Genomic DNA, 15,322 nt, shown 5'->3' on the forward strand with positions numbered 1-15,322 from the left:
CTCAGGGGCGCAACATCTATCCGCAAGAGACCTGATTAGAAGCGAATGAGAGCTTTCATGAAGCCGTCTGGCCGATCCCGTGTTTCATTCAAAGCTTTCGCCAGTTCAGAAAGCGGATAGCTGTGGGTAAACAGTTGGAAGGGGTTCATATCTCCCCGCTGCACGGCAGCGACCGCTTGGTGTATGCCTTCGATATAGACGGCGGGATCGCGCTCATGCGCGTTGATGACATCGATGCCCTTCCAGTTCCAGGCCTGCATATTGACCTGCCGCGGGCCATCCTGATGATAGCCGGCAATGATGAGGCGGCCGCGTTCGCCGGTGAGATCTGCCGCCAAATCGAGCGGCCATTGCTTGCCCACGGCTTCTATGACGCGTTCGCAGAGGGCCCCATCTGTCAGCGCTTTCACCTCGTCGATGATCTTCCAGTGATCGTCCATGGCGATCGTCACGGCCGCGCCTGCCTTTTTCGCCGCTTCAAGCGCATAGGGTCGACGGGAGATAGCGATGACGCGTGCGCCCCTACGCGTGGCAAGTTGCGTTAGCAGGCTTCCGAGAAAGCCAGCGCCGATGATGGCGACAGTCTGTCCCGCTCTGATGTCGGATCGATTGAAAATGTTCATGGCGCAGCCGAGCGGCTCTCCAGGAAACGGCAGGCCCTCCAGTTCCGGAGGCAATCGCACGAGCATGTTTTCCTCGGCGATATCGTGTGTCGCATAGGCATGTGACGTCAAAGATGCAACGCGGTCGCCGACCTTGAAGGCAGTGACGTTTTCGCCCACCGCATCGATGATACCCCAGCCCTCGTGTCCCAGACCGCCCGCCTCGGTCGGAAAGGTCATCCACTCCGGACCTGCCCAGGGGCCGAGGTTGGAGGCGCAGACCCCGCACCCCTCGAGACGAATGCGAACTTGTTTGTCAGAGGGTGTGGGTAGCGGCAGCTCCTGCACCTCTACCGTGCCGGGGCCAGTCACAACAGCGGCCTTCATCGTTGCGCTTTCCACACTCGTCATCATGTTCATCCTGTTCTCCATTCGCTGGCAGCGACGGAATAGCCCTCTGCCTGATGTGCGCCGAACCGTGGTCCGTCCGACCGGTTCCGGAAGAAGGAGTAGATGAAGTCATAAATGAAAAAGATGTCTCTGAAGAAGGAACCATCGGAGGTTGCTCTTGTTCGGGGCGCCAGTCAAAGCGAAACATTTGTATTGAGGGTTTAATGAAAACCGTTCTCGTGACCGGCGGCAGTGGATTTATCGGACGTTACGTTACCTCTGAACTTCTCGAACATGGATACGCTGTTCGCGTCATGGACGCTCTGGTGGAGCAGGTGCATGGTGATGCGCCTGAAAAACAGGAGGGCGTCTCCGACGTCATCTATGCCGACGTGCGCGACAAAGCGGCCGTTCTGCGCGCCATCGACGGCATCGATGGGATCATCCACCTTGCAGCCGAAGTAGGCGTTGGCCAGTCCATGTATGAGATTGCCCGCTATGTCGGCGCCAACGATCTCGGCACCGCCGTTCTTTTGGAGGCCATGCTCGGGAAGGACATCAAGAAGATTGTCGTCGCGTCCTCCATGAGCGTCTATGGCGAAGGCCTCTATGCCGATAATGCTGGCCGCCGCTTCGACACCATCCGTCGCAAGCCTGCGGAAATGAAATCCAAGCAATGGGAGCCGCTTTCGCCGGATGGAGATTGGCTGACGCCGCTTGCGACCGACGAGCAGAAGCCGGTCGAACTCGCCTCCATCTATGCTCTTACCAAATACGTTCAGGAGCGGCAGGTTCTCCTTTACGGCGATGCCTATGGCGTGGATGCTGTGGCGCTTCGTCTGTTCAATGTCTTCGGTGCCGGACAGGCGCTGTCCAACCCCTACACTGGCGTCCTTGCTAATTTCGCCTCGCGCCTGATGAATGGTCAGAGCCCGACCATCTTCGAAGATGGCCAGCAAAAGCGCGATTTCGTACATGTGAAAGATGTTGCTCGCGCCTTCCGTCTGGCTCTGGAGAAACCTCGCGCTGCGGGTCACGTCTTCAATATCGGCAGCGGCAACGCCTATACGATCGCGCAGGTCGCAGGCCTTCTCGCGGACGCCATGGGCCTGCCGCATCTTCAGCCGGAAATCCTCAACAAGGCCCGCTCCGGCGATATTCGCCACTGCTTCGCCGATATCACTAAGGCGCGCGAACTGCTGGGCTTCGAGCCGCAGCATCGTCTGGAGAATTCGCTTGGGCCTTTCGTCGACTGGGTCACCTCCCAGGTTGCACCCGACCGCGGGCCACAGATGCAGAAGGAATTGCTTGAGAGAGGCCTTGTTTCATGACAGTGCTCTCCTCCGCCCCACCTTTTCTAGACGATGATGCAAAGTCTTTCGGCTTCGTCGAATGGTTTCGTCCTGGCGAGTATGAGCGTGTCGAGCGCGCGATGGCCGCTATCGAGAAAAGCGGTGCATCCTATTTAAGGACGCATCTGTCCTGGGCCGAATATCTTGCTCCGGGCGGACAGGAATGGTTCGACTGGCTTATTCCCTTCGTCGGCAGCCGTATCGATCTTCTGCCCTGCATTGTTTACACGCCGCCGTCCATGTCCCGTACTGGCAAGTCGTCCGGCGCGCCGCACGATTTGAAGTCATATGCAGACTTTATTGACCACATCATCACCCGCTACGGCAAATATTTTACCCACATCGAGCTTTGGAACGAACCCAATAATCTTCTCGATTGGGATTGGCGGGTCGACAAGGAGTTCAACCTCTTCTGCGAGATGGTTGGTGCGGCGGCCTATTGGGTACAGCAACGCGGCCTGAAGGCTGTGCTCGGCGGCCCCTGCCCATTTGATCCCTACTGGCTAAACCTGATGGGCGAGCGCGGAGTGCTCAACGTAGTGGACGCCGTTGGCTTTCACGGCTTTCCTGGAACTTGGGACAGCGAGGAAGCCACCTGGGGCGGCTGGGACATGCATCTTGGCGAAATGCGCAAGATCGTCGATCGCTACAATCCGTCCGCCGAAATCTGGATCACCGAAACCGGTTACTCCACATGGCGCAAGGATGAAGTGGAACAGGCGAAGCGCTTTCTCAAAGCCCTCAACGTCAATGCTGACCGGATGTACTGGTATTCCTGGCAGGATGTGGCACCGGATGTGGCAGTGCAGGAAGGCCTTTGGTTCGATCCGCGTCACTACCATCTCGGCGCTGTCACCCATGACGATCAGCCAAAACTCTTGGCGCGGCTTCTGACGGAAGGCGGGATCGATCGGCTTCTTGAGGTCGACAAGCTGACCTCACCCCATGTGCCCACATCCACGACACCGGTCGTCATCACCGGCGGCAGCGGCTTCATCGGCTGCAATCTTGCTGACTCCTTCCTGCGTGACGGCAAGGATGTCATCGTTCTGGACAATCTCAGCCGTCCAGGCGTCGATCAGAACATGTCCTGGCTGACCGAACGGCACGGGCCGCGCGTTCATCCTGTCCTTGGGGACGTGCGGGATTTTCACGGTCTCGAACCGGTTTTTCGCGATGCCGGTGCGGTGTTTCATCTGGCGGCGCAGACCGCAGTCACCACCAGCCTCGTGCACCCACTCGATGATTTCGAGACGAACGCACGCGGCACCATCAATATCCTCGAAGCAGTGCGCAAGGCTGGCAAAAAGGCGCCGGTCATTTTCGCCAGCACCAACAAAGTCTATGGGTCGCTAGAGGATATCGACTTCATTGAAGCCGGCGATCACTACGCGCCGGCGGACGAGAGCATCCGTCAGAACGGCATTTCCGAGCGCCAGCCGCTGGACTTCTGCACCCCCTACGGCTGTTCCAAGGGCGTCGCCGATCAATATGTACTCGATTACGCCAAATCCTTCGCCATACCCTCCGCCGTCTTGCGCATGAGCTGCATTTACGGGCCGCGCCAGTTCGGCACCGAGGATCAGGGCTGGGTGGCGCATTTCCTCATCCGCGCCATTCAGGGCGAGACGATCTCCGTCTATGGCGATGGCAAGCAGGTTCGAGACATTCTGCATGTCGATGACGCCGTGGCCGCCTATCGTGCGGTGCTCGCCAACATCGGCGCCTTCAGTGGCAAAGCGTTCAATTTGGGCGGTGGACCAAGCAATGCAGTCAGCATTCTGCAGTGTCTGCAGGAAATCGAAACGTTGCTCGGATGCCCGCTCGACCTCGGCTTCCACGATTGGCGCGAGGGAGACCAGCGTTATTTCGTCACGGACGCGCGCAAGCTGGCGCAACAGGCTGGCTGGCAGCCAGCCGTTCACTGGAGAGATGGCCTGCGGCATCTGGCGGAATGGCTGCTTGCAGAACGTTTCAACGGCATGTCGCTGCCTCCTGCGACAGCGGCACGGAGAATGCTTGCATGATGGCGACCCGCGACATCGCCGGAATGCGCGTATTGCTGACGCTCGATGCCGTCGGCGGCGTCTGGCGCTTCACGCTCGATCTTGCGCGAAACCTGACACGTGCCGGTATGGTCGTGGCGTTTGCCGGGTTCGGCCCGGCGCCGAATGAAGGACAGAAGCAAGAGGCGCGGGCCATCGGCAAGCTCATCTGGCTTGACGCGCCGCTCGATTGGACCGCCAGCAGTCCGCGCGAACTCCAAGTGATTCCAGCCTTCCTGAAAGACCTGATTGCGCACGAAGCCATAGACCTTCTGCATCTCAACCTTCCTTCCCAGGCGGCGGCTTTGGAAACGCATGTACCGGTGGTCGTCATGTCTCATTCCTGCGTCACCACGTGGTTTGCAGTGATGCGCGAAGGCGACATGTCCCCGGAATATGCCTGGCATCGAGACATGAATCACGCGGGTCTGCGTCGTGCCGACATCATCGTCGCGCCCAGCCAGAGCCATGCCGAGCTTCTGAAAAGTACCTACCCCGGCATCGCGCCCGTATCGGTCGTCCATAACGCCAGCGCTCTGCAAAACCATGCTGGCGAGAAGGAGAACTTCATTCTTTCTGCGGGACGCTGGTGGGATGAAGGGAAGAACGGGCGCGTGCTGGAACTTGCCGCTGGCAATCTGCGCTGGCCGTTTTTGTTTGCTGGCGCCGATGAAGGTCCGCGTGGCGAACAGACTGGTCTCTCCGAAGGTGTACGACTTGGCCAGCTTGGCCATGAGCAGATCGTCAACCTCATGCACCGGGCTGCGATCTTCGTCTCGCCATCGCGCTACGAGCCCTTTGGGCTTGCCGCGCTGGAGGCGGCGCGTTGTGGCTGTGCACTCCTCCTCGCCGACATTCCGACCTACCGCGAACTTTGGGAAGGCGCCGCACTCTTTGGCGATCCTCATGATCCGCAAGACATGCTCGCGAAGATCGAGGGACTGATCTCCGATCCGGCGCTTCGGGACGAGTTGGCGCAGCGCGCGCATCAGCGATCATTGGAATTCAGCGAGGGGCATCAGGCAAGTGAAATGATTGCGCTTTATCGGCGGGCGATGAGCCGCGCGCAAGTGACGGCGGGGTAACCATGAAATTTATATTCTACACGCACTCTCTGGTTTCGGACTGGAACCACGGAAACGCCCACTTCTTGCGTGGCGTCATGCGCCAGCTGATGAAGGCCGGGAATACCGCTGTGGCGCTTGAGCCTGAAAATGCCTGGAGCCGGGAAAATCTCTTGAGGGACGGTGGGGAGAAGGCGATCCAGAGCTTTCACGACCGTTTCCCCGATCTGACCTCGCAGACATACGGCCCGGGCTTCAATCATGAGGAAGCCATTGCGGATGCGGATGTGGTCGTCGTGCATGAATGGACGGATCCTGCGCTTGTCGAGCGGATCGGGCGGGCTCGCCGCGACGGTGGTCGCTTCACGCTTCTCTTCCACGATACCCACCACCGGGCCGTCTCGTCCGAGCACGATATAGCCGGTCTTCACCTACAGGATTACGATGCTGTTCTGGCCTTCGGCGAGACGCTTCGCCAACGTTATCTCGATGCCGGCTGGGGCAAAAACGTCTTCACCTGGCACGAAGCGGCCGATACGACGGTCTTTCATCCCCTTCCCGTCGATCATGTCGAAGGCGACTTGATCTGGGTTGGCAATTGGGGTGATGACGAACGCTCGGCCGAGCTGAACGAGTATCTGATCGACCCCGTGCATGAGCTCGGGTTGAAGGCAAATGTCTGCGGTGTGCGCTATCCGGTCGAGGCGCTGGAGAAATTGAAGGCGGCAGGCATCACCTATCGGGGCTGGATCGCCAATGCCGAAGCACCTCTGGCCTTCTCCCGGCATAAGGTGACGGTCCACATTCCGCGTCGGCCCTACGTCGAACACCTTCCCGGCATTCCAACCATCCGCGTCTTCGAGGCGCTGGCCTGCGGCATTCCCCTTATCAGCGCGCCCTGGAGCGATGCGGAAAATCTTTTCCGTCCAGGACAGGACTACCTGACGGTGAAGAGCGGCGAGGAGATGAAGCAGGCGCTGAGCGCCGTTTTGAACGATCCGGTCCTTGCGGCAAAATTGGTGAAGTCTGGTGCCGAAACAATCCGCGACCGCCACACCTGCGCGCACAGGGTCAACGAGTTGCTCGACATTCTAAAATCGTGTGGGACTGCCCGTGTCAGAACGGCACTCGAGATGGAGGAAATGGCCCTATGAAAATTGCGTTTTACGGCTCAAGCCTTCTTTCTTCCTACTGGAACGGCGCTGCGACCTATTACCGTGGTCTGCTTCGAGCGCTTTCTACACATGGTCACGACATCACCTTTTACGAGCCGGATGTCTATGGCCGACAGCAAAAGCGCGACATCGAGCCACCGGAGTGGTGCAAGGTGGTTGTCTATGATGGCACGATCGAAGCCCTGAAGCGGGTCGCGGCAGACGCAGGCAGTGCCGATATCGTCATCAAGGCAAGTGGCGTCGGCTTCGAAGACGACCTGTTGCTGAACGGGGTTCTGGCCAACAGCCATCCTAAAGCGCTCAAGATTTTTTGGGATGTGGATGCTCCGGCCACGTTGGCGGAGCTGCGCGCGAGCCCAGACCATCCGCTTCGGCATGCTCTCAAGACACTCGACCTGGTCTTGACCTATGGCGGCGGCAAACCGGTGATCGACGCCTATCAAGCCCTTGGCGCGAAGGAGTGCGTGCCGATCTACAACGCTCTTGATCCCCACACCCACCATCCCGTGCCGGTGGAAGAACGGTTCAAGACGGATCTTTTCTTCCTCGGCAATCGACTTCCAGACCGCGAAGCACGCGTGGACGATTTTTTCCTCAAGGCGGCACATGCGCTGCCGGAACGCAGTTTCATGCTGGGTGGTGCGGGATGGGATGACAAGCCCTTCAGCCCGAACCTCACCTATATCGGCCATGTCCCGACGAAGGATCACAATGCCTTCAATGTCTCGGCTCGAGCAGTCCTCAACATATCGCGGGACAGCATGGCGCAGAACGGCTTCTCGCCTGCTACCCGCGTCTTTGAAGCGACAGGCGCGGGCGCATGCCTCATCACCGATCACTGGGAGGGTATCGATTATTTCTTCAAGCCCGGCGAGGAAATTCTGGTGGCCCGAGATGGCCAGGATGTCGCCGACCTGGTGCATGACCTGACGGCGGAAAAGGCCGCCGCCATCGGTAAGCGTGCTCTCTCCCGAGCGCTCGCCGACCATACCTACGAACAGCGGGCTCATACCGCAGATGCGTTATTCAAGGCACGCCTTGCAAGATCGATGGAAGCCGCGGAATGACCAGTCAGCTGAATATCGTCTTCATCGGCCTTTCCCTGTCCTCGTCCTGGGGAAACGGCCACGCTACCACCTTCCGGGCATTGCTCCGCGGGCTCCATGCGCTTGGACATAAGAGCCTGTTTCTGGAGCGCGATGTTCCCTGGTACGCGGCGCATCGGGACCTGCCCTCGCCGGATTTCTGCAAACTTGCCTATTACGATGATCCATCGCAGCTGAAGAGCACCTTCCACGACGCGATCGTCAACGCCGATGCCGTCATCATCGGCTCCTACGTACCGGATGGAACGCAAGTCATCGAAACCGTCCGCCAGATGGTGCCGTCCTGCCTCTGCTTCTACGATATCGATACGCCCGTGACGTTGGCAAAACTTCGTCGTGGCGATGAGGAATATATCGCGAGCGAACAAATCCCGCTCTTCGATATGTACCTGTCCTTCTCCGGTGGTGATGTCCTCACTCATCTGGAACGCAACTGGAATGCAAAGCGCGCCGAAGCGCTCTATTGCTCGGTTGACGAAAGCGCCTACCGCAACACCGAAAAGCCCCTGGAATGGGATCTCGGCTATCTCGGCACCTATAGCCCTGACCGTCAACCGAAGCTGGAGAAGCTTTTACTGGAGCCGGCGCGCAGACTGCCGCACATGCGTTTCGTCGTCGCCGGTCCGCAATATCCTGACGACATCGTCTGGCCGGAGAATGTCGAGCGGATCGAACACCTACCGCCCGCACAGCATGCCGACTTTTACAGCAGGCAGCGCTTTACGCTGAATGTCACGCGCGCAGACATGGTGGAAGCCGGTTGGTCGCCGAGTGTGCGCCTGTTTGAAGCGGCCTCCTGCAAGACGCCGATCATCACCGACCGCTGGCGCGGGCTGGAGCATTTGTTCCCGAGCAACTCCATCCTGATCGCCGATGACAGCAACGACGTTGTTGGAATGCTAGAAAACCGCTCGCTGGCCGACAGATCCCGCATGGCCGAAGCTGCGTCGAGGATCGTGATGAAGGCGCACACCGGACGCGCAAGAGCATGCCAGCTCACCGAATATATCCGCTCATTTCACAAAGCGGCTTCACGCGAACGCATGCCTACGCCCGTTGAAGTTTCAGTTGGAGGAGTATCTTCATGACGATGCATACAATCAGAGACAAAAAAACCTCTGTGGTCGCCGGTGGCGCGGGCTTTGTCGGCTCGCATCTTTGCGACGCGCTTTTGGCAAAAGGCCACCGCGTCATCTGCGTCGACAGTTACCTGACTGGCCGGGCTGAGAATATCATCGCGCTCGAAAACCACCCGCATTTCCGCATGATCGAGGCGGATATCTGCAACATCCAGATGATCGATGAGCCTGTGGATCAGGTCTTCAACCTCGCCTGCGCGGCCTCGCCTCCGCATTACCAAGCCGATCCCATCCATACGATGATGACATGCGTTCAGGGGACGGCGAACCTACTTTCGATCGCCGCTCAGCATCATGCGTCTTTCGTTCAGGCCTCAACGAGCGAGATTTATGGAGATCCGGAAGAGCATCCTCAACGGGAGGATTATCGCGGCAACGTCAACTGCACGGGTCCGCGCGCCTGCTACGACGAAGGCAAGCGTGCAGCGGAAGCCTTGTGCTTCGACATGTTCCGCTCCGGCAAGGTGGATACGCGCGTCGCCCGCATCTTCAACACCTATGGCCCCCGCATGCGGCCGGACGATGGACGGATTATTTCCAACCTGCTCGTTCAGGCGCTGAAGGGCGAACCGCTGACCATCTACGGCAGCGGTAACCAGACTCGCTCCTTCTGCTACGTGAAGGATCTCGTCACCGGTTTGATCAGTTTGATGGAGGTTCAGCCAAACCCTGGTCTGCCCGTCAATCTAGGCAATCCCAGTGAGTTCACCATCAATGAACTTGCCGATCTGGTGCTGGAACTCACACGCTCGCGATCCGAGCTCGTCTACAAGCCTTTGCCCATGGACGATCCGCAACGCCGCCGACCCGATATTGTCCGCGCGCAGACGCTTCTTGAATGGGAACCTACTATACCGCTAGAAGACGGGTTGCGGATGGCTGCGGACTGGTTTGCTTTGGCTCTTCGCAATGACCTCCCCACACGATCTAGAAATGGTTCTTCGCAGGTAGGAAGCACTGTCCTCCAGTTCTAGCTTTACTTTGCGGCCTTTGATGGCGCGGCGCGGTTCGAAAGCGCAAAAAAGCTGGGTCAATGTCCTTCGGTAGTGGCCGACTGAGGTAGGGACATGCGATTGTATTAATACCGGACCGGCGGCCACTGGTTCCGGACATACCGATAGGGACGTCAGACTTTGGAAGACGTGAGTCGGACTGATCTGGTACTAGTGCGGCAACGGCTCTGAGATCCGATGTCGAAGATGTGTCGAGTCCCGAGTTGAAGAGAAAGCGTTGTCTCGCTCACACGTCGGCGAGAAACATTGATGGTGTCATGTCTGTGACCTGACGGAACGCACATGAGAACGAAGCCGTACTGGCAAAACCGAACTCTGCAGCAACGCGGGCAATTGAGTTCCCTCTTGCTAACCCGTCCATCGCTTGCACGATCCGTGCACGCTGTCGCCAGGCCTTCAGCGTCAGCCCTGTTTCTGCTGGAAAAAGTCGGCTCACGGTCCGGACCGAGGTCGCGGCACGTGACGCCAAGTCGTTGATGTGCAGCCTGTTCTGACGGTCTTCGAAGGCGAGATCGGCAACGCGCCGCCCGATCAAGCCTGTCGGCAGGGGCAAGAAGGTCGGCGCATGAGCCGTTTCAGTCAGTTCGTGGAGCATCAGCCTCGCAACAAGTTCGGCCTTACCCGATCCGATGTTGGCCGAGAATGCCGCCTCAAGGAGGGCATGCATCAGCGGTGTAACCCGCAGCGTGAATGGTCGGTCAAGTTGCGTCGGCGGTGCCCAGGCCTGTGCCGCGGACGGGGACCAATCCACCATCCAAAGCTCTGAATCGGTCAGCACTTCAACCCGGTGCGGAACCCCAGCGGGTATCCAGACGGCCAACTGTGGCGGCACGAGCCAGCGGCCTGCCTCTGTTTGCACCTGAACCATGCCGGATGCGGCGAAGGTTAGTTGCGCTTCTTCATGAGAGTGGGTTGGTATGCCCTTGCCGCGCTGCTTGCGACCACGGCGCATAGTGAAAGGAACTGTGGACATCGGATTGGCCTCTGAGCGATGCGGATTGGCGTCACGTCGCCGAGAGGTCGAGATATCATAGGTTGGATCGAAGGTCGATCAAACACAGAAGCTGAGCGAGCAGATAGGAACGAGGAATGAAAGCGGTTGTCATCAACGCCTACGGCAACAACGACGTGGTCGCATATACCGACATCGACCGCCCGATCCCCCGGGCTGGCGAGGCTCTGATCAAAGTCTATGCGGCGGGGGTTAATCCAGTAGATTGGAAAATCCGAGATGGGCTTGGGCAGCGCCTGGGCATGTCGTTCCCCATACACCTAGGAGGTGAGATAGCAGGTACCATTGAGGAACTCGGAGATGGCGTAAGCGACTTTAAAGTTGGCGATGCGGTGTATGGCATTTTACCTACGGGAGGGTTCGCAGAATACGCTATTGCCAGTGCTGGCGACCTGGCCCGCAAGCCTTTCAATCTCGATTTCGTCCAGGCTGCAGCGCTTCCGCTTGGAGCCCTAACGGCATGGCAGGCAATGTTCGACCTTGCCAACCTCTCCGATGGCCAGCGTCTGTTGATCACCAGCAGCACGGGCGGCGTCGGTTCCCTCGCCGTTCAACTCGCGAAAACCGTGGGCGCGCATGTTTCCGCCATGGGTTCTGCCCCTAACGAAGCCTATATCCGCGGTCTCGGCGCAGACGAATTCATCGATTATAGACAGCAGCGTTTCGAGGACGTAGCGCATGATATGGACGTCGTCTTCGACACGGTCGGCGGCGAGACCTTTGATCGGGCATTCTTAACCCTCAAAAAGGGCGGTTTTCTGGTCACTGCGGTGGCCTTCCCTAAGGATGAAGCGAGCAAGTTCGGTGTTGGTGTCGGACGGCTCTATTGCAAGCCGAATGCCAAACAGCTTGCCTCCATCCGCAAATTTGCTGAAGCCGGCAAACTAAAAGCTAATGTGGCGACAGTGTTGCCTCTTGCCAGCATCAAGGAGGCACTTGATCTCTCCGAGGGGGGCCGTACCCGCGGTAAGATCGTTCTGCAGATCCCAAGCAAAGATTCTTATAAATGATATCGGTTTGCGAGGCGTCCTTAAAAATCGAGCTTGGCAGTCTTTGCACGTTGCCGATAGTTGTTTCGTATCCGCTGCGGTCACCGGCATAATTGCTTCGCCAGGTCAGATAGTCCTACCTCAACAAATATTCGACCCGACTTTTCTTGTAGCCCTTAACGATGGCAGTGAGCATGGCCCTCACGTAGGTTAGCGAATCGAGGGCATTTAGTTCGCAGTTCTCAATCAGCGAGGCAGTAGTCGCTCAATCCTCTGCTCCGTCATCATGACGATCCGGATAAATCCGGCATGAGGGCATTTATGTGTGGCCTCTTTTAGCGAGACCTGTCTACCGTATCAGAGCCCGCGCCGAACTCCGAGAGCCGGGCGTAAGCAGCCGCGTGCTCGCTTTCGCCTATTAAATAGTCGTTCACAAGGCTGAAGTATTCGCGTTCAGGTGCGCCGTAAGACCGTCCTACGAACTTCTTCAGCGCCCTCCGATCGCGAATAGAGAAAACGCCCCTTGAGGAACGGACCAGATGTCTTCCTTCTAAGCTATGAAAAGCAGTAGTGATACTTGGGCGACGAAGAGCTAGTGTTTGCCCGAGAATTTCGTGGGTTACTTTGATATCGCTTCCCCAGATCCGGTCGCGGCACATCAGGAGCCATCGAGCCAAACGGATGTCAACCGTGTCGACAGCATTTGACTGAGCTGCGTAAGCCATCTGCAATTGGAATACCGATGAGAAGCGCCTCACGACGTCTGCAATGACAGGATCATCCTCCACCGCGCTCATGAAATTAGTCAATTTAATTCTAAAACCGTCACCCGGAAAGTGCATTACCATATCGAAAGGGCTACAAGCAGCACGATTTGTGAATGTCCAAGGTGCGAGCCCCTCATATCCGATCATACCAACCACGAAGTTATCGGACCGTGCAGAAGGGACATGCACAGAGATGATTCCGGAATTGAGGAAATACACGTTTTCTATAGGCTCGCCTCTGGAAGTAATCCGATAATCTTTCGGCAGCGACACGCTTTCGAGCTCTGCAAAAAGCCGCTACCTTGAATGTGCGGGTAAAAGAGTCAGCAGTTGGTTCTGAGGATGAGAATAGGGAAAGTGGGTCATAGCTCATTTCCGAAAGAGCAAGAGCAGTTCGAACCTTCGTCCCGCGCCTCGACAATCTACGGACGACCATGAATACTACCATACCCCCCCGAGGGCGTCGAACCCAAAAGGCTAGCAATACCTTTCTGTACGCATTGAGACACGCCACGTTAGGCCTGGCTGTCTGCATCACTCGTTTTCGACCCCCGCACCGTTTTGGATGAAGACTACTAATCTCGTCCATGTCGACGCGTAAATTGCCACGCTGCAACACATTCATTTCGTGGCTCACAGACGAGAAAAACCTCTCCAATCTCTCGGGCCATGTAGACGATAAGATGTGCCTTGAAGGGAGGGATTCGTACAGGATGACTTGCCACTAAAGTTTCATCCGGTTGCGATTATAGCCTCGGCGGTTTTAAAGTAAGCCTCCGGTGAAGGCCGCAGGTCAGGCCGCTTGAGCGTTGATGGTCGGCGGTGTCCAATTCCAAGGAAGCAGTTGCTCCAGCTTGGTGATTGGGGTGTCCGCGATGCGGGCAAGAACGTGGGCAAGCCATGCCTGCGGATCGATGTCGTTGAGCTTTGCCGTCATGATCAGGGTGGCCATGAAGGCGGCACGGTCAGCACCACGATCCGATCCGGCGAAGAGCCACGATTTTCTGCCGAGTGCGAAGCCTCGCAGGGCTCGCTCCGCGGCGTTGTTCGTGAGGCAAATTCTGCCATCCTCCAAGAATGACGTGAAGCCATCCCAGCGCTTGAGCATGTAGTCGATCGCCTCCGCGACCGGAGAACTGCGTGACAGCTTTGACCGCTCGGTTTGAAGCCAGGCCTGCAAATCGTCGACGAGCGGCAGACTTTCCTTATGGCGACGTTCCAGGCGTTGGTCGGCCGTAAGCCCGTTGATCTCCCGCTCGATATCGAACAGGCCGTCGATCCGTTTGATGGCTTCGAGCGCCACAGGCGAGATCGGCGCGGCGTTCTTTCCACGCTTGGCGTTCGCGGCAATGTCGGCGAGCACAAAGAATTTGCGCCGCGAGTGCGCCCAGCAGAGTGCCTGCGTCAGCGGACCGGGATCGCGATCAACCCTGAACAGCGGATTGTAGCCGCCATAGGCATCCGCCTGCAGAATGCCGGTGAAGGTCTTCAGGTGGCGTTCCGGATGTTCCAGCCGTCGATCGCGCGAGGCATAGTAAAGGGCGGCCGGCGGTGAGAGCCCTCCGAACGGTCGATCGTCCCGGACATAGGTCCAGATGCGGTCCGTATCAGTCTTTCCCTTTGCCAGGATTGGCACGGTCGTGTCGTCACCATGCAGACGTTCGGCAACAAGGACATGCGCTTCGATCAGAGAGTGAATGGGCTTCAGCGCCGCGGCGCATGCTCCAACCTGATCGGCCAGCGTCGACAAGCTGATGTCGACGCCCTCGCGGGCGTAGCGTTCGCTCTGACGATTGAGCGGCTGGTGCTGGGCAAACTTCTCGAACAGGATCATCGCCAGCAGGTTCGGTCCTGCAAAACCGCGGGGTGTTACGTGGAATGGTGCCGGCGGCTGCGTGATCTTCTCACACTCGCGGCAGGTAAACTTCTCCCGCACCGTCTGGATAACCTTTCGCTGGCGCGGGACGACCTCCAGGGTCTCGGTGATGTCCTCGCCAAGCTTCGACAGTTTGGTCGATCCGCAGCAGGCGCAATTCGCGGGAGCGGCAATAACGACGCGTTCACGCGGCAGGTGTTCGGGAAAGGGCTTGCGTGATGGGCGCTTGCGCTCGAAAGCTTTGACGGCTGAGGCTTTGGCGGCGATTTCCGCGACCAATTCATCTTCACTGGCGTCTGCTTCGAGCTCCTCGAGTTGCAGTTCCATCTGCTCAAGGAGCCGCGCCTTACGCTCGGACCGGCTGCCGTAGAGTTCACGGCGAACCTTGTCGATCTCCAGCTTCAGCCGCGCGATCAGCGCCTCGGAATGCGATACAAGTGCCTTTGCGCTGGCGGCTTCTGCCTTGGCGGTTGCCGCTTCTGCTTCGGCTGCAACGCGTCGAGCGCGTTCCTGGGCCAGCAGTGCAAGGGCACTGGCAAGGTCATCCGGAAGCTCTTCGGTCGTATTGCTCATGACAGAATGGAATCATATTCGACCCCGTCGTTCCAGTGTTTTTGCTCATCCGGCCGACGTCGGCCGCCAGGTTTTTTGCGGCATCCGCCAGTCGATACCCTCCAACAGGTAACCGAGCTGCGCAGGCGTGATCACCACCGTGCCATCGACCGCTGATGGCCAGATGAAACGACCGCGCTCCAGCTTCTTCGTAAAACAGACAGGCTCCCTGGCCGTCAT

14 protein-coding genes are annotated in these 15,322 nt (G+C 58.2%); 8 read left to right on the forward strand and 6 right to left on the reverse strand.

Annotated elements, in window-relative coordinates; genetic code table 11:
* Positions 1-35: 35 nt before the first annotated feature.
* Positions 36-1,022, reverse strand: a complete 987-nt coding sequence (locus QE435_RS24825; RefSeq protein WP_349043165.1) for a zinc-binding dehydrogenase — start codon at positions 1,020-1,022, stop codon at positions 36-38.
* A 194-nt stretch (positions 1,023-1,216) separates the two neighbouring features.
* Between QE435_RS24825 and QE435_RS24830 the strand changes: the two genes are divergently transcribed.
* Genes QE435_RS24830 through QE435_RS24860 form a run of 7 tightly spaced genes read left to right on the forward strand, consistent with a single transcriptional unit; the run spans position 1,217 to position 9,847 of the window.
* Complete coding sequence (locus tag QE435_RS24830; protein WP_349043166.1) at positions 1,217-2,323, forward strand: NAD-dependent epimerase/dehydratase family protein; 1,107 nt, start codon at positions 1,217-1,219, stop codon at positions 2,321-2,323.
* A complete protein-coding gene (locus QE435_RS24835; RefSeq protein WP_349043167.1) occupies positions 2,320-4,371 on the forward strand; it encodes an NAD-dependent epimerase/dehydratase family protein in 2,052 nt (683 codons plus the stop codon). Before QE435_RS24830 ends, QE435_RS24835 begins: the two co-directional genes overlap by 4 nt.
* Complete coding sequence (locus QE435_RS24840; protein ID WP_349043168.1) at positions 4,368-5,474, forward strand: glycosyltransferase; 1,107 nt, start codon at positions 4,368-4,370, stop codon at positions 5,472-5,474. Before QE435_RS24835 ends, QE435_RS24840 begins: the two co-directional genes overlap by 4 nt.
* 2 nt (positions 5,475-5,476) lie before the next feature.
* Positions 5,477-6,607, forward strand: coding sequence for a glycosyltransferase (locus QE435_RS24845; protein WP_349043169.1), 1,131 nt, complete (start codon positions 5,477-5,479; stop codon positions 6,605-6,607).
* Positions 6,604-7,695 carry a glycosyltransferase gene (locus QE435_RS24850; protein ID WP_349043170.1) on the forward strand — a complete coding sequence of 364 codons (1,092 nt, stop codon included), beginning with the start codon at positions 6,604-6,606 and terminating at the stop codon, positions 7,693-7,695. The genes QE435_RS24845 and QE435_RS24850 overlap by 4 nt, the downstream gene beginning before the upstream one ends.
* Positions 7,692-8,822, forward strand: a complete 1,131-nt coding sequence (locus tag QE435_RS24855; protein WP_349043171.1) for a glycosyltransferase — start codon at positions 7,692-7,694, stop codon at positions 8,820-8,822. The genes QE435_RS24850 and QE435_RS24855 overlap by 4 nt, the downstream gene beginning before the upstream one ends.
* The gene (locus tag QE435_RS24860; protein WP_349043172.1) at positions 8,819-9,847 is read left to right on the forward strand and encodes a UDP-glucuronic acid decarboxylase family protein; all 1,029 of its coding nucleotides are present in this window, start codon (positions 8,819-8,821) and stop codon (positions 9,845-9,847) included. Before QE435_RS24855 ends, QE435_RS24860 begins: the two co-directional genes overlap by 4 nt.
* A 265-nt stretch (positions 9,848-10,112) precedes the next feature.
* Here the strand turns inward: QE435_RS24860 and QE435_RS24865 are convergent, their stop codons facing one another.
* Positions 10,113-10,859 carry a helix-turn-helix transcriptional regulator gene (locus QE435_RS24865; protein WP_349043173.1) on the reverse strand — a complete coding sequence of 249 codons (747 nt, stop codon included), beginning with the start codon at positions 10,857-10,859 and terminating at the stop codon, positions 10,113-10,115.
* A gap of 116 nt (positions 10,860-10,975) precedes the next feature.
* Between QE435_RS24865 and QE435_RS24870 the strand changes: the two genes are divergently transcribed.
* The gene (locus QE435_RS24870; RefSeq protein ID WP_349043174.1) at positions 10,976-11,908 is read left to right on the forward strand and encodes an NADP-dependent oxidoreductase; all 933 of its coding nucleotides are present in this window, start codon (positions 10,976-10,978) and stop codon (positions 11,906-11,908) included.
* A 115-nt stretch (positions 11,909-12,023) separates the two neighbouring features.
* Here QE435_RS24870 and QE435_RS24875 read toward each other — a convergent pair whose 3' ends face one another.
* The 4 genes from QE435_RS24875 to tnpB all read right to left on the reverse strand — a co-directional run bounded on the left by QE435_RS24875 (position 12,024) and on the right by tnpB (position 15,322).
* Positions 12,024-12,137: a hypothetical protein gene (locus QE435_RS24875; protein WP_349043214.1), complete on the reverse strand. Its 114-nt coding sequence runs from the start codon at positions 12,135-12,137 to the stop codon at positions 12,024-12,026.
* 85 nt (positions 12,138-12,222) lie between these two features.
* Positions 12,223-12,927 (reverse strand): Crp/Fnr family transcriptional regulator, encoded by a 705-nt coding sequence (locus tag QE435_RS24880; protein ID WP_349043175.1) that lies wholly within the window; start codon positions 12,925-12,927, stop codon positions 12,223-12,225.
* 520 nt (positions 12,928-13,447) lie between these two features.
* Entirely contained in the window at positions 13,448-15,103 is a 1,656-nt protein-coding gene (locus tag QE435_RS24885) for an IS66 family transposase (protein ID WP_349043176.1), read from the reverse strand.
* A gap of 45 nt (positions 15,104-15,148) precedes the next feature.
* Positions 15,149-15,322, reverse strand: coding sequence for an IS66 family insertion sequence element accessory protein TnpB (tnpB, locus tag QE435_RS24890; protein ID WP_349043215.1), 174 nt, complete (start codon positions 15,320-15,322; stop codon positions 15,149-15,151).

Origin of the sequence: Agrobacterium sp. SORGH_AS 787, assembly GCF_030819035.1 — a bacterium.
GTDB classification, from domain to species: domain Bacteria; phylum Pseudomonadota; class Alphaproteobacteria; order Rhizobiales; family Rhizobiaceae; genus Agrobacterium; species Agrobacterium larrymoorei_B.